This window comes from Deltaproteobacteria bacterium (genome assembly GCA_022340465.1).
GTDB lineage: Bacteria > Desulfobacterota > Desulfobacteria > Desulfobacterales > B30-G6 > JAJDNW01.
The window spans coordinates 1-23,122 of sequence record JAJDNW010000018.1 but is presented as its reverse complement, the minus strand read 5'-3'; the positions used below and the strand labels follow the sequence as shown (position 1 = coordinate 23,122).

Sequence of the window (23,122 nt, the reverse complement as noted above, 5' to 3'; positions counted from 1 at the left end):
CCTGTTGACCGAGGCTCGCTCGAAGTCCCCAGTCGTGCCGCAGCGGGGAATTCAAATTTAAACAATCCTTGTTTCGGTATCGGCATCGAAAAAAGCCGCGAAGTTCATATCAGCGTGAAATTCAAGGGTGTCGCCATAGCTGATGGATGAACGCGGATCGATACGGGCAATGAAACGCTGGTCTTCAGCTTCCAGGTGGATCAGTTGCTCGGAGCCCAGCGGCTCCACCAGCCGCACAAACGCTTTAAAAGCAGCGTTAGCGGCTTCACTGCCGTTAACCACCGAATCGCTGATATGCTCCGGTCTCAAGCCCAGAAAGACCGCCTGATTAAGATACGATTTTAACGGCTCATTTTTTTCTTCCGGGATCATCAGTGCCAAGCCGTTTTTGACTGCCATCAGCTTTCCAGCATCTTCCTGAATAACAAACCGCATTAAATTCATGGCCGGCGAGCCGATGAACCCTGCTACAAATTTATTGGCAGGATTATTGTAGATCTCTTTGGGCGGGCCGTTCTGTTGAATGACGCCGTCTTTCATAATGATAATTCTTGTTCCCATGGTCATTGCTTCCAGCTGGTCGTGGGTCACATAGAGCGAGGTGTTATTGAGTCGCCGGTGGATATCCAAAATTTCAGCCCGCATGGAAACCCGCAGTTTGGCATCGAGGTTGGACAGGGGTTCGTCAAAGAGAAACACCTTGGGCTGCCTGACAATGGCCCTGCCCAGGGCAACCCGCTGCTTCTGTCCGCCGGACAACTGGTTGGGCCGCCGGTTTAGAAAATCGCCGATTCCCAACAGATCAGCTGTTTTTTCCACGGTCGCTTTGATCTGAGCTTTGGGTATTTTGCGCAGTTTCAGGGCAAAGGCCAGGTTGTTGTACACGTTCATGTGCGGATAAAGCGCATAGTTCTGGAAGACCATGGCAATGTCCCGTTTTTTAGGTGGCGTGCGGGTGACGTCTGTTTGGTCGATAAATATCTCTCCTGAGGTCACTTTTTCCAAGCCGGCCACCATGCGCAGCAGGGTGGTTTTTCCGCATCCGCTCGGCCCCACCAACACGATAAACTCACCATCCTGGATGTCCAGGGAGAATTCTTTGACCGCTTTGAATTTTCCAAATTTCTTGGATACCTTATCTATTTTAACCTGAGCCACAATAATTCCTTCATCTCTCTATTTCCCGCCGCCGAAAGCAATGCCCTGGCGGAAGTACTTCTGATTGATCAAAACAAAAACGATTACCGGGGCCATGGACAGCAGCGCGGCAGCGGCCAGAGGACCGAAATCCAGCTGATTGTCCGCCATAAATCCATAGACAAACACGGGCAGTGTTTTGGAATCATACCCGGACAGCACCAACGGGAATAGAAAGATATTCCAGCAAAACATGAACCCCAGGGTGGTAATCGTGATAATACCGCCCTTGACCAGGGGTGCCACAATCCTGACAAAGGTTCCCAGGTGAGAACACCCGTCCAGCCAGGCGGCTTCCTCCACCTCCACGGGCACATCCTCGAAAAACCCCAGCATCAGCCAGACCGTGAACGGAATCATAAAAGTCAAGTTGGACAAGACCAGCCCGAAATAGGTGTCGTATAATCCCAGTTTTTTGAAGATAACGTACCAGGGCAGCAGCAGGCAGATCCAGGGCGCCATTTGCAGAAACAGAATCAGGAACATCATCCAGTTCTGACGTTTGCGGGCGATCACGTAAGCCGCCGGCAGGGAGACAATCAAATTGGCCATCAGGGTCAACGCCACCACCACCGTTGAATTCCACAAGCAGGAGAAAAACTGACCTTCTGCAAACACCTGCCGGAAGTTGTCCAAGGTTGGTGGTGCCGTTAAATCCGGCGGAACCGCGCCGGCGTTCACCGCATCCTGCAAAGAGGTGTAGAGCACCCACAGAAAAGGGAAGCAAAACACCCCGACAATGAATAGCAGGATGACGTAAAACAGGATTCGGTTGATGACCTGTATGGTTCGGTGATCACGCATGTCAATACCCCCAGTTTCTCTGACGAAAACGGAACAGGCCGATGGAAATGAGCAGAATGATCAGCATCAAAAAGGATCCCAGGGCAGAGGCATATCCGAAATTGGTCGCCCCGAAAGCCTGGTCGTAGATCATGATATTCAGCGTTTCAGACGCCCTGTTGGGGCCCCCGCCGGACAATACGAAAATCTTGTCGAACACCTTGAGCCCGTGAACCAGCCGCATCAGCAACAACAGGAAAACATATGGCTGGAGCAGCGGCAGGGTGATCCTGAAAAAGATCTGTACCCTGGAGGCACCGTCCACCACCGCCGCTTCAAAAGGCTCCCTGGGCAGGCTCTTCAATCCAGCCAGAAACACCAGCATGGTCATGGGCGTCCAGTGCCAGATTTCGACCATGATGATGGAGGGCAACACGGTTTTGGTATCCGCCGCCCACAATGATCCGGAAAACCCGAAAAATGACAGATAATAGTTTAAATGGCCCATCATCGGGTTCATCAGCATGGACCACACCAGCGACATGGCCACCGGTGTGGCGATGATGGGAAACATTAAGAGCATGCGAAAGGTTGCCTCGCCCTTGAACCGCCTGTTCAGGAACAGGGCCAATCCCATCCCCAGCGTCAGCTGGCCCAGGGTTGAGCCGGCGGCAAAATAGAGCGTAATCCGGACAGAGCGCCAGAAGTGCTGATCTTCAAAAAAGGCCCTGGAAAAGTTGGCCAGGCCGATGAATTCGCCTGCACCCTCCGATGACAACACTTCGTTGGTGAGACTGGTGGACACCAGCTCGTATAGCGGATAGGCGAACAATACGATCATAAACAGCATGGCCGGAAAAGAGAATAGCCAGCGAATCTGCCTGTCCGTATAATCCAGTATGCGCTGTACCGGCGATATTGCTCTCATCCCGTGCCCCTAATCAACCAACCGTGCAACCTCTTTAACGGCATCATCAGCCGCTTGCTGCACTTCACCGCCCTCATAACCAACATACAGGAGACGCGACAATATGGGCCTGGCTTCCGTGAACCTGGCAATCGGGATTTCAAAACCAATGCGCCCGTTTTCAATCGCTTCCACCTGAAGTTTTGACAGTTGCGGCATTTTATCCTTGGCTTTCCATCTTGGATCTTCCCAACAGGACAAGCGCGTCATGGGCAGCCCGGCCAGTTGATAATCCATCATCGGTTCTTTCATGGAGGTGTATTGCAGCAGGTACCAGGCCGCTTCTTTTTTCTCCGAAAAAGTGCTGATATGACCCGTGGTGAGCGGCAGCATGGCTTGAAATTGACCGGTTTTTCCAGGAGGAATCATGACATAGCCCATTTTTCCGGCCACCTTGGATCGTTTGGGGTTTTCGAATACCAGGCCGGCAAAAATCGAAATCTCCGCCGTCATAGCGGCTTTGCCCTGCGCGATGGCTCCCACCACTTCTTTCCAGCCGATAGTAGCCGCCCCCGGAGGCCCGTATTCCCGGGCCATCTTGCCATAGAACTCGATGGCTTCGACGGCTGCCGGCGTATTGAAAGCGGGTTTGCCGTTTTCATCCAACCAGCTGGCACCATTGGTGTATAGAAATGTGGCGAAAGGTGCCGTGTTTTCTTTGTTCATACGAACAATCCAGGGGAACTGCCCATCTGGAAGATGCTTTTTCAGCGCCTGGGCAGCCGCTTCCAGCTCAGCCCAATTGGTGGGAACCTTGATGCCGTATTCTTCGAACAGGTCCTTGCGATACATGAGCAGCTGCGGGTTGCAGCTGGATGTTATCCCGATCAAATGATTGTTGATAATGGGATGGGTACGGGCAGCAAAATCCTCAAAATCGAAATCAGGATGCGTCAGCTCGGGATTGTTGACATATTTTTCAAGGGGTTCCAGCCAACCCGCTTTTTCATACTGAAAGGCTGTTTTCATCATTCCCCCAAAAACGTCCAGGTCTTTGTTTTTTGCACCGAGCTCCATGACCAGTTTCTGACGTAAGGGTGCCGACGAATAGTACTCGGCCTTGACCGTAATACCGGTTAGATCCTCGAATTCCTTAAGTTGTTTCTGGGCAATCGGCGTAAATGCTGATTTCACAAAAAGCGCTCGAAGCGTGGTCCCCTCGTACTTGCGCCAGTTAAAATCCGCTCCAAATGACGGGCCGACAATGAGCACCAACAACACTGCTGCCAGGAATAATCGCTGTACACCATGAAAAGCTTTTTTCATCTTATCCTCCTTGTGGTTACCTGTGGGACACCTTCGTCCCGGGTGGACAATCAAAATCGTTTGTCAGCGCGCCAAGCTATCTCTGCTCTGGGGCATGGCGCTGGGACCGAACATGTTTTTCTCACTCACCATACAGGGCTTCAGCCTCTTTAAAGGTCTGGATCTCCTCGGAAGTGTACCCGAATTCCTTCAATATCTCGGTGGAGTGCTGTCCATGGGCCGGTGGCGGATAGCGGAGTTCCCCGGGGGAACCGGACATGTGCCACGGTTTGTCCAAGAGTTTAATTTGCCCGGCCCGGGTGTGTTCAACCGTTTTGATCATGCCGGTTGCGGCCACCCCCGGATCTTCCAATCCTTCTTCCATCGTATTGATGCGGCTGGCCGGCATGTCGTGTTCTTTCAATAGGACCAGCCACTCCTCGGTGGTTTTGGTCATGGTGACCTCCTCCACCATATCGCTCACCGCATCGTAATGCTGAACCCGGTACATATTGTTGCCCAATTGCGGATCGGTGGCCCATTCCGGTTTACCAAGCGCAGCCACCAGCTTTTCCCACTTGCCCACGGTGGCAAAACAGGAATCTTTGGTTCTGTAAACCTGCGAGGGGACGGATTGCGGATTGCGGGACGCCATTCCGGTCGGGACGTTTCCGGACATGAAGTATATGGCCGACAGATTGGCTGTCATGGCCAGGGTAGACTCCAATAGGGACGTGTCTACACGTTGTCCTTTGCCGGTATTGAGCTTGTGGTAAAGCGCTGCCAGGGTGACGAAAGCCAGGAATATCCCGGTGCACAGGTCCACCACCTGGATCTGAATCTTGGCCTTGGGTCCCTTTTTGGGGGAAGTGATATCGATCAGGCCAGTCATGGCCTGAATGATCAACTCGTACCCCGGCAGGTCCTTGTACGGCCCCTTTTCACCGAAAGCGGTCATGGAGGCATAGATTAAGTCCGGTTTTATGGCCGTCAGCGCATCCTGGCCCATCCCCAGTCGATCCATGACCCCGGGACGGAAATTCTCCATCACCACGTCGCAATCCTTGACCATCCGCTTCACGATGGCCTTTGATTCCGGTTTTTTCAGATCCAGAATCATGCTTCGTTTGTTGCGGTTGACACAGAAAAAATAGGAGCTCTCACCATTTTGAATCGGCGGCACCGCCCAGCGGGTACTGTCCCCGACCGGCGATTCAATTTTGATAATGTCCGCTCCCAGGTCCCCCAGCAACGCGCTGCCAAAAGGTCCGGAGAGTACATGGGTGAAATCGAGAATCCGTATTCCCGCTAAAGGTCCGGTATTTGCCATTTGTCTTCCTTTCTCCAAGATGTTCAAACAATTAATGTTTCGGAGCGGCGGCGATTAAGCGCTCCCATAGTTTGCGGGCAAAACCGGGACCGCCCTGCAGCGCCATCCCGGGGACATATCCCAGACGCGTCATCACCAGTCCGAGAGCAGGGCAGACGAACAGGCACCGCGAAAATAGCCCCAAGGCTGCCACCGTATCATCCGGTGCCGCGGGCCACAGGGGCCCATCCGTTTTGCTGGTTTGCTGCGGCAGGATATAATGGCGTTGCCCGTTGACATACCAGAGATGGCCATAGGCCGGATTGAGATGCTGAGATGGCTTGACCATCTGCAGAAATATAGGGCAATCATTGATAATGTTAGCCATCCCCCATCTGCCGCCGGCCAGGACCAACAGCCCTAATCGTCCCAGATCGCGGGCTGTGGATGCCAGCCCCAGCATGGTCACTTTATTCATTTTGGGGAATCCGGTTCTTTCGATCCAGGTGGTATCATTCATCCCGATCGGACCGGTTAGCCATTCCCGGGTCAACGTCCGGTAATCCATCGCTGCCGCTGCCGCGACCACGCGAATCACGTGTTGATATGCGGGTGTGTTGTAAAACCATTTTTTGCCCGGTTCCGTTTCGAATTCAAGCTGCTCGTTCAGCCCGGTGGTCATGGTCAGGATGTGCCTGAGGGTAATTTTGCCTTCGGCCGCTTCATCTGCCAACGACCAGCCCACGCCTAGATGCTTGCCGACAGGATCGTCAAAATCAAGAAGGCCCTTCTCCCTGGCCATGTACGCCAAAATGGCTGCGAGTCCTTTTTGAACGGATGCCACATCTTCGATGGGGCAATTATCCGCGTTGACTCCCCGCTGAAAATACCGATACATTTTCTGCAAGCTATCATTGGCTCCGCCCATTTCGGGCGAAACCTCCCAGTTTTTCTCCACCAGGATTTTTCCCCGGTAAAGCAGCAGGAAAGAGGAACTATTCTGCTCCCCGGCGAATTGTATCAGTGCTTCTAGCTTTTTGGGGTCCCATCCGACAGTCCTGGGATTCACCGCTTCCCATTTAGCCCCCGGTTCCGGGAAATACAAATTGTCAGTATCCAGAAACATCTGCTTCTCCGTGCCGCCTGATGGGCAGCGATGTTTTTTCCGTACGGCGTCCAGTACTATTTATCCTGGATATCCATGAAATCAAATATCCGGGATCATCCATAGTGCACGCAGGCCACGGCGTGTCCTGGAGCAATATCTTTCAGCTCCGGATCGATTGATTTGCATTGATCCATTGCCACCGGGCAACGTGAAGCCAGCCTGCAGCCTGGCGGCGGATCGATTGGCGAACTGATTTCGCCGATCAAATTGACCCCGGCATCTTTGCGATCCAATCCAGGCATGGAAGCCATGAGGGCTCGCGTATACGGGTGGGAGGGGTCCTCGAACAGCATTTCGGTTGGTGCCCGTTCGACCACGCGTCCCATGTAGATTACCGCAACTTCGTGTGAAATATGGCGGACGACGTTTAGATCATGGGATACGAACAGATAAGCCAGGCCCTGTTCTTCCTGAAGTTTTTTTAATAAATTCAGAATCTGGGCCTGAACCGAAACATCCAGGGCAGACACGGGTTCATCACAGATAATCACCTGAGGATTAACGGCAAGGGCGCGGGCGATCGCAATTCGCTGGCGCTGTCCGCCGCTGAACTCGTGCGGGTAGCGATATAATTGTCCTGCATCCAGCCCGACTTGATGCAGGATGTCAATGATGGCGTCCAGCCGCTGCCGGCGATTGAGATGCGTATGCAGCTTCAGGGGGTGCTCGATGATGGTTTTCAAGGTCTGGCGCGGATCCAGGGAACTGTATGGGTCCTGAAACACCATCTGCATGCGTTGGCGAAAGGCCCGCCCCAGCATGCCTTCGATATGGATGCGGGTACCCTTGTCGTAATGGATGATTTCCCCGGATGTCGGCTGATAATAGTGAACCATGGTAAAGGCGATGGTCGATTTGCCCGACCCGCTCTCCCCGACCAGGCCGAGTGTCTTGCCAGGGAAAATTTTCAGATTGACGCGGTCCACCGCCTTGAGTGTCGCTTTCCTGCCCTGGACGTAGACTGTGAAATTTTTACACAGATTCCTGGCTTCTATGGCCGGATGGCTGTTCGGTGAATACTGGATTGCTTTTTCTGTCATGATCACGTCCGGCTATACGAGATGGCAGGCAATCGAATGACCATCCTCGATCGCTCTTAACACGGGAACCGCCTCCCGACAAATTTTTTCGGCCAACTTACATCGGGGATGGAATGCACATCCACTCGGCACCTGAAGCATGTCGGGCACCATTCCCGGAATCGGTGTCAGATAATCGCTCTTTTTGCCGATTTGGGGCTGCGATTCTTTCAGTCCAATGGTGTAAGGATGCACTGGTTTCTTGAATATCTCTGGAGTCGGCCCCATCTCGACTTGTCGGCCGGCGTACATCACACAGATTCGATCACAGACATCCGCCACCACATACAGGTTATGGGATATCAGCATCAAGGCCATGTTGCTTTTTTGGATTCGCTCGGCCAGCAGGTCCAGGATCTGGGCCTGGATGGTTACATCCAGGGCTGTGGTCGGTTCATCGGCAATCAGAAGTGACGGGTTGCAGCAAATGGCCATGGCGATCATTACCCGCTGGCGCATCCCGCCCGAAAGCTCGTGGGGATACTGCTTCAAACGCTCGCGGGGCGACGGAATTCCGACCATCTTTAAATGATCAATCGCCCACTGGTCGGCGTCTTTATTTGAAAGACCCAGGTGTCTCCTGATGCCGGCAGTCATCTGGCGGCCGATGGTAAACACTGGATTCAGACTGGTCATGGGCTCCTGGAAAACCATCGCAACCTGGGAACCGCGTACCCGGCGCATTTCCGGCGATGACATGCTGGTGACATCGGTATCGTCCAGGATCACCTGTCCCGTGGTAACGGCAGGCGGCGACGGATTGAGCCGGTTGATGGTTTTGGCCATGACGCTTTTACCGCTTCCCGACTCGCCGACGATGCCCAGGGTCTCTCCTTTGTCCAATGTCAGATTCACCCGGTCGACCGCATACAGCTTGCCGGCCCTCAGTTCGAATGTGACACTCACCTTTTTTAATGACAAAAAATGGTCCTGCATAGCTCCCCGTCTCCGCAAATCATTGGACTACTTTTCCGACAAGCGGGGATCGAAAACATCACGCAATCCGTCCCCCAGCAGGTTTGCGCCCAGGACCGTGAAAAATATAGCCATCCCGGGATACACAGCCACCATGGGCGCGGTTTCCATCAGGTCCCTGGCTTCGTTCAGCATGAGACCCCAGCTGGGTTCCGGAGGGGGTGGCCCTAAGCCCAGAAATGTTAAACCGGCAAACACCAGCAGTGTATATCCCAGCCGCACGGTGGCCATAACAATCAACGGGGACGACACATTGGGAATGATCTGCAGGTATAAAATCCACAACCCGTTTTCGCCCATCAGCGTGGAAGCCTTTACGTAGTCCCGCTCTCTTTCAGCGATAACCAGTCCCCGGGTCATTCGAATCAGACTGGGCGCCCCCCCGATGATCAATGCCAAAATGCACGGCCACAAGCCGGATCCCAGAATAGCCAGGATGGCCATGAACAGCATCAATCCCGGGAAGGCCAGCATGGCATCGTTGATGCGCATGAGCAGATTGTCGGTCCAGGATCCGTAGTATCCGGCAATTCCGCCAAACACGATGCCAACCAGCATCTGCAAGGGAACGACGACCAACGCCACCACCACCGCGTTGCGCGCTCCCCAGACCAGGCGTGACCAGATATCCCGGCCCAGTTGGTCAGTGCCCATCCAGTGCTCGGCACTGGACGGGGCCTTCAGATTTAAAAAGTCTCCCTGAATGGGATCGTGGGTCGCCAGCCAGGGGGCCAATATGGCCGTCAGTACAACGATGGTGCAGATAATCAATCCAACCAGCGCAATCCGGGATTCCACCAGGCGGCCGAACGTCTTGCCCACACGGATAATCAATCGAACCAAGGCACCCTTGAAAGTGGATTCATCGGTGATGGCGATAGTGCTGTCCAATTGTTGATTTGCCGGGTTCGGGCCTGTCATATAATGCTCGCTTATATGTTTAGAAGTGGCTTCAAAACCGCGACCAACACCCAATTACTGTGTTGGCGTCGGAATTCAACGCCTCGAAATACTTCAGTATGTCTGTAGGTTAAATTCCGCCCCCGCCTTGTACTTGGTCACGATCTGGGACCTTGAAACCATTGCCATAGGTGATTGTTGCGGATGCATACATTGCTTATTCCAGTTGTATCCTCGGGTCCAGCCACTTGTACATGATGTCCACCAACAGGTTGATCAGGATGAACGCGGCCGACAGGATGATGATGCCCCCCTGGACTATCGGGAAATCCTTGCCCATAATGCCGTCATAGATCATGTTGCCGATTCCGGGTAAGGAAAATATCTGCTCGATGACCACCGTTCCTCCCAGGAGCATGGCAAAGCGAATGGAAGAAATGGTCAGGGTCGGAATCATGGCGTTCTTTAAGGTAAAGCGGCCCACGATCTCGGCTTCGGTCAGCCCCTGAGACCGATGTGTGCGGACATAATCCTTGTTCAACTCCTCCAGCATGGTTGAGCGGGTCATGCGGGTAAGCACCCCGGTCATTTCAATCCCCAGCGTAAATGAGGGTAAAAACATGTGGTGCAGAAATCCCGTCATGCTTTCGCCGGGAGAAACGTAGCCGAATATCGGGAACCATTTCAAAACCAGGCCAAATACGAGCATCAACATGAGTCCCGCCCAGAACGAGGGCAGGCTCAAACCGATCAATCCCGTTACCTGGGCGGCGTAGTCCACCAGGGATTTTCGCTTGACTGCAGCGAAAATCCCCAGCGGAAACGAAAACAGGAGTGCGAAGAGCATACCACCGATCGCCAGGTAGACCGTTAGAGGCAGCGCTTCCCCCACGATGACCGCAACCGGCCGGGCATGGAGGATGGAACGGCCCAGGTCCCCCTGAATTACTTTGGACAACCAAATGCCGTACTGCACGATGATCGGCTTGTCGAAGCCATACTGCTTGACAACGAGTTCCCGTACCTCGGCGTCGGCCCCGATTTCCACCATGGCGTCCACCGGGTCCCCGGGAATCAACTGCAGGATCGAAAATACCGCAATGGTCACCAGGAACATGGTGGGGATCAGGTACAGTAACCGACGGATTAAAAATCGCCTCATTTCTAACTTAACTCTCCAGCCATGCCTCTCTAAATGCCTGTTCAGCGATGTAGTAATTCTCAGGGTGGAAATTCTTCACCTTCTTGCTCCAGCCATTGGCAAGAGCATAACGCATATAGGGCAGAAAATAGGCTTTTTCTTTGGTCCGCAATACAATTTCCTTGAATTTCTCCCGCCGTTTCATGACGTCGATTTCCGCAGCCATGTCGTCCAGCATACGGTCCATCTCCGGATCCTTGACAGCCGATCCAAAGGAATAGCCCTGCGTTGTTTTGGTATTGTCGGTATGCAGAAAACCGTAATATCTGCTCATGGGATCGTCGCCGCCCGTGTGGAATACCATCATCTGGTAGTCCATTTTTACGAGATGACTCCAGTACTGAAGTCCCATTTGTGAAAGGATCTTGACGCGGAATCCTGCCGGTCTCACCATCTGCTGTACAATCTGAGCCATCTGATCGTTTTTGCCGAAGGTTGGCGTAATGGCGAATTCAACCTCAAGTCCATCGGAATAACCGGCTTCCTTCAGCAGTTGTTTGGCCTTGGCAATGTCCTGTGCGGGAACTTTAATATTATCAAATCCCCAAATGGACTCTTCTGGCAGAAACCCCTGAACTGCCGGAATTCCGCGGTTGCCGTATAACGCCTGGGCCAGTCCCTTGCGATCGATGGCAAGACTCAGTGCCTGGCGGACTTTCTCGTCTTTGAAAGGCGAATTTCCTTTGGTCGGATGGCAGTTCAGATAGATTGTCAGGGTTTCATTAAACAGCCATGGATAAAACATCAGATTATCTGCTTCAAATGTCTGGTACAGTTTTTTGTTCTTGAAGAGTGTCGCGAAGTAGTCGTCGAGCACACCATAAATATAGTGCAGGTCTCCGGACCTCAGTGCCAGGGTCCTGGGCTGATCCTTGACCACTAAAAATTCGACTCCATCCAGGTAGGGCAGACCCGGGATACGGTAATCTTTGTGGGCTTTGAAGACGGCCTTGTCATTTTGCTTGAACTCGACCATCTCAAACGGTCCGGTTCCCGGAGGTGCGGCCCGGTCGGATTTGTGGTCGCCTTGCCCGAAGTTCTTACCATATGGTATGCAGTCCTTGGGCATCATCGGCGCGTTCACCCAGGCGTTGCCCATCAGAAAACCGGCATACGGCTGGGTGAGATTGGCCACTGCCGTGTACCGATCCGGGGTTTCGATCGATTCAATGTATTGCGCCATCGACTTCCTTGCCGCTGCAAAGTGGGCCGGATCCCTGATCCGTTCCCAGTTCCACTTGACGTCTCCGGAATCGAATTCCTTGCCGTCGTGGAATTTGACGCCTTTTTTAAGATGGAAAACGTAGCGGGCGCCATTGTTTTCGATGTCCCAGGAGTCCGCCAACATCGGCTTGATCTCGGGAACGTTTTCAGCCCCCTTCTCCGCTGCTATCCGAAAGCGTTCCCCCAGAGAAATCGGATCCACCAATCCTTCCCACGCCAGGGCGGCATCCTGGCGGGCCCAGGCGCCGTTCCGGCGATGCGGATCAGGCGTTTGAATCAAAAACGACATCCCGCATTTTACAACACCCCCGCGCCGGGGTGTGGCCGCAAACAGGGACGGCACCCCCACGGAAAGGACCATGGTTCCGGCTGCACCGGCTGCCATCGTTCTAACGAACTCCCGTCGTGACATCTTCTTCTGTTGTCTGTTCATTTTCCTGTTCCTCCTTTCCTTGTGATCCTTGAATTATAAAACGGGTACTTTTTTCTTCCCGTCAATGACGCTCGCTTTTTTAAGACTGTCAATCTCTTCGGCTTCAACTCCCGCTGCTGTGAGAACCTCCGATGTGTGCCAGCCCAGGGGTGGGGGCGGTAATTTCAACTCACCCGGCGTTTCCGACATGTGCCAGGGCTTGTCGAGGAGTCTTATTTCCCCTGCAATCGGATGGTTCATGCTTTTAACCATACCGGTTGCCAAGATGCCGGGATCCTCAAAAGCCTGCTCAACCGTATTGATCGGGGCTGCTGCGACCTCATGGTTTTCGAAAATTTCAAGCCATTCCGCAGTGTTCTTGGTGGTGGCTACCGATTGGATCATGGTTTCCATCTCACCATAGTGCGTGACGCGATAACTGGGCTCTTTGAAGCCCGGATGGTCGATCCATTCAGTTTGTCCCAGTGCATTGCAGAATCGTCCCCAATGATCGGATGACAATACGACCGAAACATAGGAATCTTTGGTCTTAAATGACTGCGAGGGCATGGCCTGGGGATTTCTAGATCCCAATCCGGTCAGGACTTTGCCTGACATCAGGAAAATACCAGCCAAATTGGCCAGCATAACAATCGTCGATTCCAGCAAGGAAGTTTCCACGCGTTGGCCTTTTCCGCTGACCTGTCTGTGGTAGAGCGCTGCAAGCGTCGCGTATGCCAAAACCATACCGGCGGTGAGATCGACCATCTGGACCTGTATTTTGGCCGGAGGGCCTCCCGGAGGACTGGTGACGTCCACAAGTCCGGTAAGGGACTGAATGATCAACTCAAAACCGGGTTTGTCCTTATAAGGCCCCTTGCGACCGAAGGCCGTGAGAGATCCGTGTATCAATTCCGGATTTATTTTCTTGAGAGCCTCGTAGCCCAACCCCAACCGGTCCATAACCCCCGGTCGGAAATTTTCCATAAAAACGTCGGCCCGGGCAACAGGCCGGTGAACGACATCGATCCCCGCCTTTTGCTTCAGATCGACGCAAATGCTTTTTTTATTGTGATTTACCGAAAAAAAATAAGCGCTCTCACCATTTTGAAACGGCGGACCACTCAAACGCACCGGATCCCCCGTGCCCATTTTCTCAATTTAAATGACCTCGGCGCCGAGGTCTCCGAGCAGCGTGCTGGCACATAGGCACCCGATAAAATATGGGTGCAGTCGACGATTTTCGTCCCCTTCAGGGGCCAATTGCTCGGCATGGATCAGCTCCTTAACTAACCTTTCTTCTGTTTGAATCGATCTGCTGCCGCAATGGATCAGCATAATTGCGTCTGATATTTTCGAGTCCTGACTGCAGGTTGGATTTAACCAGGGCTTTGAGTTGGGCGGGGTCCTTGTCCTGAATCGCTTTGAGGATGTTGCGGTGCTCTTGATTGAATTTGGAGATGTCCTTGTATATATTTTTTGGATAGAGACAACTTCGAAATATCAGTATCTGGTCGATCCACAAGGCAATGAAGCGGTGCAGATGGCTCCATTCGGCCGGTTTATAGAGATTGAGGTGAAACTCCCGGTTTAATATAAAATGGTCTGCGAAGTTTTCCGTGGATTCGGACAAGGTTTCCATTTGAGATGCCAGATGCTCCAATTCCGTGACCTGATCGGCGGTAAGATGCTTGAGCGCAGAGACGGCTATTTCCGGCTCGGCGTGCATTCGCAATTGAAAGATCATCTCCAACTCGCCCAAAGTCAGCGGTTGGGCCACATACGTGCCCTTGTTGGGGATCGTTTCCGCCAACCCATACCCCACTATCTGGCGGATCGCATCCCGAATGGCTTCACGGCTTAATGATAACTCTTTATCAAGTTTGGCCGGGACCAGCGGTGTGCCGGGTTTCAATTTTCCACGCAGGATGGACCTTCTCAGGCTCTCCAGAGCCATCTCCGTCATCGTCATGTATCTGGCCATTGCCTTATCCCCTGATAGATTCGTTTGCATTTAGTATTTTACCAATTACTAAATGCAAAATACCAAATAGTCAACAATTATTCTTTGACAACCTTACAGGAAAGATGGAATTTGGAAAAATATCTTGGATCAGGGCTTATAAAAGGTGTTAGACCAAAAACCGAAAAAAAGATTGACCACAATCAAAGAGGCTTGGATTGAGCATCGCGTTGTCAGAAAAGTGATGATGTTCCTACAGTCCCGTGGTATCAGCACCCTTTTTCCGTCCGAATTTACAAAGAATACGGCGACGACGTTGTCGAATTTGTAAATTCGGATTTTTTATGGATTTGGAGTGAGCCTACAATGCCTCGGTGTTGACATCTCCAACGCAAAAAGGGTATCAGGCTCCTGATATATCACCGATGTGTAAACCTTTTCAAAACCGACTATTTCGTGCAATAATGGTGCCTCCCGCGTTAGACTGGTGATGATCGGATGGCATCGGCGATATTTCCACCCAAGCTGAGCTCAGATTAGGTCCTAAATTATCGGTGAATTGAAATCGCGTCCATCACAAATTGATACCACGATTATGGAAACGGACAAAAAAGCGAATAAAAACATGTGGTTCGATTCTTATCCTGCTCCGTTTGAAAACGTGGCGGCGTATACGCGCAAGCACTCGCAAACGACAGAGGTTGAAGGGTATTATTTTACAAAGTTACTCCTCAACATACTCCTCAAATGGGCGCAGAGCCTTTCTTGGAAAACGGCTTACCGTGTGGGTACGGGCATCGGCAATTTACTTTACGGGCTGAAATTACGCCGGGATGTCGCCATGACCAACCTGGACATCGTCTATGGCGAAACCAAGCCGCCTTTCGAAAAGGAGCGCATTTACAGGGAATCGCTGCTCAATTTAGGCAGAATCATCGTTAACTACCTGCGGCTGCCGTATATGGGGCCGGATTTCTGGCAAAACAACTGGGACTGGAAAAACGAAGAGATCATAAAGGATGCCTTTAATCGCAAAAAAGGGGTCATATTGGTTTCCGGGCATATCGGAATGATGGAACTCGTTGGCGGGAAATTGGGAATGTGCGGGTATCCGTTAGGTTTCGTCGGCAAGAAAATAAAAAATCCCGTGATCAACAAGTTGGTCCTGGACTCGCGCAGAGCGATGAATGTCAGCCCTATCAACTACAAGGACTCGGCCATCAGGATATTGCGAGGCATAAGGAGCGGCGAGGCCATCGGCATGGCGATCGACCAGAACATGACGGCCAAATACGGCACGTTCATCGATTGGATGGGGAGACCGGCGATGTCGGTTACAGCGCCTGCCATGCTTGCCCGCAGAACCGGTGCGGCCGTCATTGTCGGATACAGCTACCAGAAGGCCATTGATCGCTTCGAGGTGGTGATTACCGAGGAAGTGGCCTGGGAGGCCTGCCCGGGAGATCCGAAAAAAGAGATTGCCATCAACAATCAGAATCAGGCGAATGCCGTACAGCGAATTATTTACGCACACCCTGAGTTGTGGTTTTGGATACACCGGCGCTGGAAAAGACAGCCTGACGGGATGTCCAATCCCTATAAGCAAAGATAGACGACATTATGCCAATAATTTCCTTGACAAATGCGTCACAGAGCCAATATATATATCATTTTTAGTTCCCATGGGAACGTTTTTACATATCCTTGCTCCGACAACGCATTGAATGCATTTGATTTCAAATCGGCGTCGGGGCTTTACATCCAAAAGGAGGCAGTATGAGAAGGTACGAAACAATCGCCATTCTGGATCCCGACCTTTCCGAAGAAGGCAGGACTCCCGTAATCGAACGACTCACCCAGCTGATCCCCGCGCAAAACGGTTTTCTGGTAAAACTAGACGAGTGGGGCATGCGCAAACTGGCCTACGACATCAAAAAGAAATCGCGCGGCTACTACATGTGCCTCGACCTGTGCGGTGATGGTGCCCTGGTCGACGAAATGGAACGCTCCTTTCGCATTGACGACCGGGTATTGAAATACATGACGGTCGTTCTCGATAAGGATGTGGATCTCGATGCCGTAAAAGTGGAAATGGAGGAAGCCGAAGCCAAAGCCAAGGCCGAAGCCGAAGCCATAGCCGAAGCGGAGGCCAAGGCCAAGGCCGAAGCGGAAGCCAAGGCCGAAGCCGAAGCGGAAGCCAAGGCCGAAGCCGAAGCCGAAGCGGCTCCGGCAGAAACCACCGAGGCAGAGGAAGAGACCGCGGAAGCAGCGGAATCCGACACAGTTGAAGCATCGACCACACCAACCGACAGCAAGGAAGAGGAGTAGATAAATGGCAGCTTACAATACCCAGAAACGCACTCGCGGCCGCAATATAAAAAAGAAAAGACGGGTGTACCATCGCAGAAAAGTATGCCGCTTTTGTGCCGATTCGAGCATCGACATCGACTATAAGGATCAGAAATTGCTACGGTATTTTATTACCGAGCGTGGAAAAATCATCCCCAGAAGAATATCGGGCACATGCGCCAAACACCAGAGGGCCCTTACCCATGCCATCAAACGGGCACGGACTATAGCCCTTCTTCCTTATGTGGGCACATTGGATCACTAATACCCCATGACTGCCAGACAATCTAGCAGGAGAAAAAGACATTGCCCCGGGCGGTGAGTGGTGGTGCGGCAAAGGATATCACCACAGGAACCATAATTACGGTCCTTTTTTTGGCGGTCACCAGTTATCTGCCGCTCATTGGTTTCTTTTGTGCGCTTTTTGTCCCTCTGCCGACCCTGTTTTATCGAACCAAGCTGGGTAGAAAATTAGGTTTAGCCGTTCCGGCGGCGGCCTTTTTCATCATGACGGCCCTGCTGGGCGGCATTTCCATGGACCATGCCTTCTTCCTGGAACTGCTGCTGCTCGGGTTTGTGCTGGGAGAGTTCCTGTCCATGGATCTGTCCGTGGACAAGACGGTCGTGTACGCCTGCGCCACCGTACTGCTCTGCGCCTTGGCGGGTGTGCTCCTTTACGCCAATATCAGCGGTAAAAGCATAGGCTCGCTTGTATCTGCTTACATCGCCGAAAATCTCAAACTGACCATGTCCCTCTACGAAAGCATGGGGGTTCCGGAAGAGGCACTGGTAAATCTGTCGAACTCTCTCGATAAGATACAGTGGGTGCTGGTAAGAATCATCCCGGCCATGGTGGTCTGTTCGACGCTGTTCGTAGCGTGGGTCAATGTGTTGCTGGCAAGGGCCGTCATGGTGCAGAAAGGTATTTTTTTCCCGAATTTCGGCGCCCTCAATCGCTGGAAAGCCCCGGACCCACTTATTTGGGTCCTGATCTGCTGCGGCGGCCTGCTGATGGTGCCGGCAGTCGGCATAAAAATGATAGGACTCAACGGTTTGCTGATCCTTCTGACGGTGTATTTCATGCAGGGAATTGCCGTGGTCTCCTACTATTTTGAAAAAAAGCGGTTCCCGAAGGGGTTGCGGTTGTTTCTTTACAGCCTGATCGCGCTGCAGCAAATTTTTCTGCTGCTGATTATCGGTCTGGGAGTTTTCGACATGTGGCTCAATTTCAGAAAACTGAATAGCGAAAACAATGTGTAGTACATGATAAACTGAACCCTTCGCCGTTAGAAGAGGGATTTTCCCCATTCCCCGCATGGGACATCAATAATGTTACGATAACGGAGGTTAAAAAATGAAAGTCATTTTAAAAGAAACCATTGATTCGCTGGGTATCATCGGCAGCGAAGTCAGCGTCGCCAAAGGGTATGCCCGAAATTACCTGCTGCCCCAAAACAAGGCCGTGCTTGCCACTCCCGAAAACAGGAACGTATTGGCGCAGGAAAAGGCCAAATTCGAACTGCAGATTGCCAAGGAAAAGAAGTTGGCCGAGGAGATGGCCGAACGCCTGACGAACGTGGCGTGCAAAATCACAGCCAAGGTCAGTGAAGAGGACCGCCTTTACGGCTCGATTACCGTCCGCGATATTATCAAATCGCTCAACGAGCAGGGGGTCGACGTCGAAAAACGCATGGTGCTGCTAACGGAACCGATCAAAACCATCGGTACCCATAAAGTTCCCATCCGCGTGTACAAGGAGGTCGAACCCGAAATTACCGTGGAGATCGTACCCGAATAAAATCGTGTTCCACGATTTTCGGATAAAGATAACTATGGACAAGGACCCTGCCCTCCATAAAGTTCCACCCCAGAATCTCGAAGCCGAAGAGTCGGTTCTCAGTGCCATTCTGTTGGACAACAGCACGCTCCTGGACGTGTTGGAGACGCTGTCACCGGAGGATTTCTACCGGTCGGCCCACGCCAAAATGTTTGCCGCCATCACCGAACTGTTTGCCAAAAGTGAACCGGTAGACCTGGTTACCCTGGCAAATATCCTGAAGGAAAAAGGCCAACTTGAAGAAATAGGGGGCGCCACCTACCTGGCAAAACTCGTGAATACGGCGCCACTGGCCATAAACGCCCAGCATTATGCCAGGATCATCCGGGACAAGGCTTCCCTCAGGCAGCTCATCGAAAGCGCCAACGCAATTGCCGCCCGTTGTTTCGAAGACCGGGGGGATGTCGACGACGTCATTGACTTCGCCGAAAAAGCAGTTTTCGAAATCGCCGGCAACAAGAACAAAAAGTCGTTTCACGCGCTGTCCGAAATTATCGGGCAGAGCATCGATACGCTGGAGGAACGGCAGGGTCAAAAAACCCTTGTCACCGGCGTTTCGACGGGCTTCAGCCGGCTCGACAACCTCACTTCGGGTTTTCAGAATTCCGACCTGATCATCCTGGCTGCCCGCCCCAGCATGGGTAAAACCGCCCTGGCCCTCAACATCGCCCGCAACGCGGCCGTCAATGCCAAAACGCCCGTGGCCATCTTTTCCATCGAGATGTCCAAAGAGCAGCTCTCCATGCGGCTCCTCTGCGCCGAAGCCAGAATCGATTCCTCCCGAATCAGAAGCGGGTTCTTCAGCAAGGACCATTGGCTCAGCCTTACCAATGCGGCCGAGGTCTTGTCGGATGCCGACATCTATATCGACGATTCTCCGGACCTTTCGGCCATGTCCATCAGGGCCAAGGCGCGCAGGCTGAAAATGGACAAGAACATCGGCCTGGTTATCATCGACTACCTGCAGCTGATGAAAGGGCGAGCTTCCGCCGAAAGACGCGACCTCGAAATATCGGAAATTTCACGGGGCCTCAAGGCGCTGGCCAAGGAGCTGGACATACCGGTTGTGGCGCTCTCCCAGTTAAACAGAAAGCTGGAGGAACGCCACGACAAAAGGCCCCAGCTTTCAGACCTGAGGGAATCCGGAGCACTGGAACAAGATGCCGATGTGGTGCTTTTCATCTACCGGGATGACGTCTACAACAAGGAAGAGAACAACCCCAACAAAGGCATTGCGGAACTCCTTCTGAAAAAGCAGAGAAACGGACCCACCGGCGATATCAAACTGGCATTCATCAATACCTACACCCGCTTCGAAGACCTTGCCGACGACAAGTACATCAAACAATAACCCCGCCGGGGATCACCACCGCCTGCGGCGTTGTTACGCATGAAACGATTACACGGTAACCCGAAAGGGCTTAAAAAAAATCAGATACGGCGCTTGGAAAACCTTTACCGCCGGCGTACGCCGCCACACCTTGTCCTGACGCCGGAGCTCGGTCGAGATCTAAGCCGCCTGTCCCGTGAAGTCAATCGACAGATCGGTCTGCTCATCGACCGCAAGGGACGGGTTGCCGCAGTCATCATCGGTAATCATCACGCCATCGTTATCCCCCAGATGCGTGAATACCGGACGGCCCCCGATCGTCTGAAAGGCGTCCGTTGTGTTCACACCCATCTTGACAGCCAGGCACTTACCCGCGATGATCTCAACGACCTGGTTTTGATGCGCCTCGACCTCATGGCGGCGATAACCGTGAATGCCGACGGGCTCCCCGGCAAGCTGCACATAAGCCACATCCTCCCCGGCAAAACCGAAGGGCCCCCCTATCGTCTTCTCGACCCCATCGAACCCGGTCAAACAGACATCGGTTGCGACGAACTGATCAGCTCTCTCGAATCGGAACTTGCACAAACGGGTGAGCAACTGACCACGGAACCGCAGACCGAACGGGCCTTGCTGGTCAGCGTGACGACAGCTTCCAGGGGAAAGGCCGAAGACGCTCTGGACGAACTGGAAGAACTCGTCGGCTCCGGCGGCATGCAAGTGGTTGACAAGGTTCTCCAACAGCGACGAGCCGTCGACGGCAAATTTTTATTGGGTTCGGGAAAGCTTCAAGAACTCACTATCCTGGCACTCCAAAAGGGAGCCAGCCTCATCGTTTTCGATCAGGAACTCAACCCGTCTCAAATCAGGTCCATCACGGATCGAATCGAGATGAAAGTGATCGACCGAACGCAGCTCATCCTGGACATCTTCGCACAGCGCGCCCGCACAAGGGAAGGCAAGCTGCAGGTGGAGCTGGCTCAGCTCAAATACCTGCTGCCGCGCCTGGTGACGAAAAACACCGCCATGTCGCGCCTGACGGGCGGCATCGGCGGCAGGGGGCCGGGCGAAACCAAGCTGGAAATCAACCGTCGAAGGGCCAGAACCCGAATCGCCCAATTGGAAAGCTCCCTGGACCTGGTTCGCAAACAGAGGCACCAGCGCAAGGCAAAGCGCGCCAAACGGGATTTGCCGATTATTTCCATCGTCGGTTACACCAACGCAGGCAAATCCACGCTGCTGAACACCTTGACCAAAAGCCACCTGCTGGCGGAAAAGCGCCTCTTCGCCACTCTGGACCCATCGAGCCGACGCCTGCGCTTCCCCCGCGACACGCAAGTGATCATCACCGATACAGTGGGTTTCATACAGGACCTGCCTGAAGATCTGAAGGTAGCCTTTCGCGCCACGCTGGAAGAGCTTGAAAACGCCGACATCCTCTTGCATGTGATCGACGTCAGCAACCCACGCTGCCTGGAGCAGGTCGGTGCGGTGGAAACCATCCTGGCCGATTTGAACCTGCACCGGATCCCGACTCTGAAGGTGCTGAACAAACAGGATCTCGTTTCCGCAGCAATCATGGAAAAAATGATCAACAGCATCGGAGGCATTTCCATCTGCGCTAAAAACAGAAAAACGACCCTGCCGCTCATCGAAGCCCTCGAGGCAATGCTGGAAAAACGAAGCCTCACGCCGACACCCTCCGAGTGAAAACAGAGGCCGGAGGTCGGAAGCCTTAAGCAAGAGCAATTTAACCGCAAAGACGCGGCGGATGCAGAGAAATTTATTTTACCCTGCGGGGCTTGCCGAATGCCAAAGGCAAATTTGCGCCGACTTGGCCCCTGGTACCTTGCACCGAACACCGTACACCCTATACCTAACACTCACTTAACCACCTACCCTACTGGCACAACTTTAAATCGTGTTGACATCCATAGGCCATACCATATAAAAGGCCTACACATATGGACCTCGACTACATCAAAAGAACGGGGATAGCGGCAGCCTTCAACGGGGGGCGCGTGCTGCGGTCCTATGTCGGCAAAGACCCCGGCGTGCGAAAAAAAGGGGCGATCGACCTGGTCACGCGTGCCGATACCGATTCAGAAAAAGTGATTATCGAAACCATCCTCGAACGGTTTCCCGGTCATGCGGTCCTGGCCGAAGAAAGCGGCCTCCGGCAGGCAAACCGGGAAACGGTACAGGCCGACAGCCGCCAAAACGGCGATGGGTGCCGATGGATCATCGACCCCCTCGACGGGACCACGAACTTTGCCCACGGACTGGGTATTTTTTCGATATCGATCGCCTTCGAACGCGACGGGGAAATCATGATCGGAATCGTCCTGAATCCGATCAGCGGGGAGCTCTTTTCGGCCGTGGCGGGTGAAGGCGCCTTCCTGAACGACCGCCCCATTTCCGTGTCCGCCGAGACGCGATTAAGCGACAGCCTGTTGGCGACCGGATTCCCCTATAACCTGCCGGAAGTGATGCCCGAACTGCAAGCTCGGCTTAAAGCCTGCATGTCGAGAGCCCAGGGTATCCGGAGGCTCGGTTCGGCTGCCCTGGACCTGTGCTATCTGGCATGCGGCCGCTTCGAAGGCTTCTGGGAGCAGAACCTGCACCCATGGGATACCGCGGCCGGTGTGTGCATTGCCCGGGAAGCCGGTGCCGTGGTAACCGACTTTTCCAACCGGCAGTTTACCATCGATAAAAAAGAAATCCTGGCCACCAATAGCCGCATTCATTCAGAGATGCTCGACCTGATCACATTAAAGGAAGCGTAAATGATATATCACCTGGAATATGACGAAATAATAAACGACCGGTTGGATTGCATCGGCGAGTTCAACAGCGAAGACGACATTTGCCGGAAGCACTGTGCCCTGAGATTGCGATGCGCCATCGAACACAGTCAAAAGGCCCGCCAGGAACTCATCGAGGACATCGTAGCGTCCAACAGCACCTTCATCAAATTCCAATAGTAACAAATGACCGGTCACGGGCCCGCGTTCCGCGGGCCCGTGACCGGTCATTTGTTACGTGACGCGGCTGCGCCGCTGCTTTACCCCAGCGTTGCTGGGTTTATTTTTTTGCCGCCACCCCCGGCATCGCAAAAGCTCACCTGCCGCATGCCGGGCGTCAGAGTTTGCCCGTTTCCAGCTTACCGCTCAGATATTCGAC

General features: G+C 53.1%; 22 protein-coding genes and 1 pseudogene. 10 read left to right on the top strand and 13 right to left on the bottom strand.

What is annotated here, in order from left to right; translation table 11 throughout:
• Window positions 1-57: 57 nt before the first annotated feature.
• From ugpC to LJE94_02985, 13 genes are all read right to left on the bottom strand, one after another.
• Window positions 58-1,158, bottom strand: a complete 1,101-nt coding sequence (gene ugpC / locus LJE94_03045; protein MCG6909085.1) for a sn-glycerol-3-phosphate ABC transporter ATP-binding protein UgpC — start codon at window positions 1,156-1,158, stop codon at window positions 58-60.
• 18 nt (window positions 1,159-1,176) lie between these two features.
• Window positions 1,177-2,001 carry a carbohydrate ABC transporter permease gene (locus tag LJE94_03040; GenBank protein MCG6909084.1) on the bottom strand — a complete coding sequence of 275 codons (825 nt, stop codon included), beginning with the start codon at window positions 1,999-2,001 and terminating at the stop codon, window positions 1,177-1,179.
• A 1-nt stretch (window position 2,002) separates the two neighbouring features.
• Window positions 2,003-2,908, bottom strand: a complete 906-nt coding sequence (locus LJE94_03035) for a sugar ABC transporter permease (GenBank protein MCG6909083.1) — start codon at window positions 2,906-2,908, stop codon at window positions 2,003-2,005.
• A gap of 9 nt (window positions 2,909-2,917) precedes the next feature.
• Window positions 2,918-4,213 (bottom strand): sugar ABC transporter substrate-binding protein, encoded by a 1,296-nt coding sequence (locus tag LJE94_03030; GenBank protein MCG6909082.1) that lies wholly within the window; start codon window positions 4,211-4,213, stop codon window positions 2,918-2,920.
• Window positions 4,214-4,334: 121 nt separating this feature from the next.
• Window positions 4,335-5,522 (bottom strand): CoA transferase, encoded by a 1,188-nt coding sequence (locus LJE94_03025; GenBank protein ID MCG6909081.1) that lies wholly within the window; start codon window positions 5,520-5,522, stop codon window positions 4,335-4,337.
• 31 nt (window positions 5,523-5,553) lie between these two features.
• Entirely contained in the window at window positions 5,554-6,627 is a 1,074-nt protein-coding gene (locus LJE94_03020) for a beta-lactamase family protein (protein MCG6909080.1), read from the bottom strand.
• A 95-nt stretch (window positions 6,628-6,722) separates the two neighbouring features.
• Window positions 6,723-7,709 carry an ATP-binding cassette domain-containing protein gene (locus tag LJE94_03015; GenBank protein MCG6909079.1) on the bottom strand — a complete coding sequence of 329 codons (987 nt, stop codon included), beginning with the start codon at window positions 7,707-7,709 and terminating at the stop codon, window positions 6,723-6,725.
• 12 nt (window positions 7,710-7,721) lie between these two features.
• The gene (locus tag LJE94_03010) at window positions 7,722-8,684 is read right to left on the bottom strand and encodes an ABC transporter ATP-binding protein (GenBank protein MCG6909078.1); all 963 of its coding nucleotides are present in this window, start codon (window positions 8,682-8,684) and stop codon (window positions 7,722-7,724) included.
• Window positions 8,685-8,711: 27 nt separating this feature from the next.
• Window positions 8,712-9,644 carry an ABC transporter permease gene (locus tag LJE94_03005; protein ID MCG6909077.1) on the bottom strand — a complete coding sequence of 311 codons (933 nt, stop codon included), beginning with the start codon at window positions 9,642-9,644 and terminating at the stop codon, window positions 8,712-8,714.
• A 196-nt stretch (window positions 9,645-9,840) separates the two neighbouring features.
• Window positions 9,841-10,785, bottom strand: a complete 945-nt coding sequence (locus tag LJE94_03000) for an ABC transporter permease (protein ID MCG6909076.1) — start codon at window positions 10,783-10,785, stop codon at window positions 9,841-9,843.
• Window positions 10,786-10,792: 7 nt separating this feature from the next.
• Window positions 10,793-12,481 (bottom strand): ABC transporter substrate-binding protein, encoded by a 1,689-nt coding sequence (locus LJE94_02995; GenBank protein MCG6909075.1) that lies wholly within the window; start codon window positions 12,479-12,481, stop codon window positions 10,793-10,795.
• A 33-nt stretch (window positions 12,482-12,514) separates the two neighbouring features.
• On the bottom strand, window positions 12,515-13,612 hold the full coding sequence (locus LJE94_02990; protein ID MCG6909074.1) for a CoA transferase: 1,098 nt from the start codon (window positions 13,610-13,612) through the stop codon (window positions 12,515-12,517).
• A gap of 133 nt (window positions 13,613-13,745) precedes the next feature.
• Complete coding sequence (locus tag LJE94_02985; protein ID MCG6909073.1) at window positions 13,746-14,444, bottom strand: GntR family transcriptional regulator; 699 nt, start codon at window positions 14,442-14,444, stop codon at window positions 13,746-13,748.
• 111 nt (window positions 14,445-14,555) lie between these two features.
• Between LJE94_02985 and LJE94_02980 the strand changes: the two are divergent.
• The 10 genes and pseudogenes from LJE94_02980 (at window position 14,556) to LJE94_02935 (ending at window position 22,923) form a co-directional block, all read left to right on the top strand.
• A pseudogene (locus LJE94_02980) lies at window positions 14,556-14,753 on the top strand (hypothetical protein).
• 265 nt (window positions 14,754-15,018) lie between these two features.
• A complete protein-coding gene (locus LJE94_02975) occupies window positions 15,019-16,035 on the top strand; it encodes a lysophospholipid acyltransferase family protein (protein MCG6909072.1) in 1,017 nt (338 codons plus the stop codon).
• Between the two features lie 164 nt (window positions 16,036-16,199).
• On the top strand, window positions 16,200-16,751 hold the full coding sequence (gene rpsF, locus LJE94_02970) for a 30S ribosomal protein S6 (protein ID MCG6909071.1): 552 nt from the start codon (window positions 16,200-16,202) through the stop codon (window positions 16,749-16,751).
• A gap of 4 nt (window positions 16,752-16,755) precedes the next feature.
• The gene (gene rpsR, locus LJE94_02965; GenBank protein MCG6909070.1) at window positions 16,756-17,037 is read left to right on the top strand and encodes a 30S ribosomal protein S18; all 282 of its coding nucleotides are present in this window, start codon (window positions 16,756-16,758) and stop codon (window positions 17,035-17,037) included.
• A gap of 41 nt (window positions 17,038-17,078) precedes the next feature.
• Window positions 17,079-18,032 carry a YybS family protein gene (locus tag LJE94_02960; GenBank protein MCG6909069.1) on the top strand — a complete coding sequence of 318 codons (954 nt, stop codon included), beginning with the start codon at window positions 17,079-17,081 and terminating at the stop codon, window positions 18,030-18,032.
• Between the two features lie 94 nt (window positions 18,033-18,126).
• Entirely contained in the window at window positions 18,127-18,570 is a 444-nt protein-coding gene (rplI, locus tag LJE94_02955; protein MCG6909068.1) for a 50S ribosomal protein L9, read from the top strand.
• A gap of 34 nt (window positions 18,571-18,604) precedes the next feature.
• Window positions 18,605-19,960, top strand: coding sequence for a replicative DNA helicase (gene dnaB / locus LJE94_02950; protein ID MCG6909067.1), 1,356 nt, complete (start codon window positions 18,605-18,607; stop codon window positions 19,958-19,960).
• 39 nt (window positions 19,961-19,999) lie between these two features.
• A complete protein-coding gene (hflX, locus tag LJE94_02945) occupies window positions 20,000-21,649 on the top strand; it encodes a GTPase HflX (GenBank protein MCG6909066.1) in 1,650 nt (549 codons plus the stop codon).
• 254 nt (window positions 21,650-21,903) lie between these two features.
• Window positions 21,904-22,725, top strand: coding sequence for an inositol monophosphatase (locus LJE94_02940; GenBank protein MCG6909065.1), 822 nt, complete (start codon window positions 21,904-21,906; stop codon window positions 22,723-22,725).
• Window positions 22,726-22,923 (top strand): hypothetical protein, encoded by a 198-nt coding sequence (locus LJE94_02935; GenBank protein MCG6909064.1) that lies wholly within the window; start codon window positions 22,726-22,728, stop codon window positions 22,921-22,923.
• Window positions 22,924-23,122 lie beyond the last annotated feature (199 nt).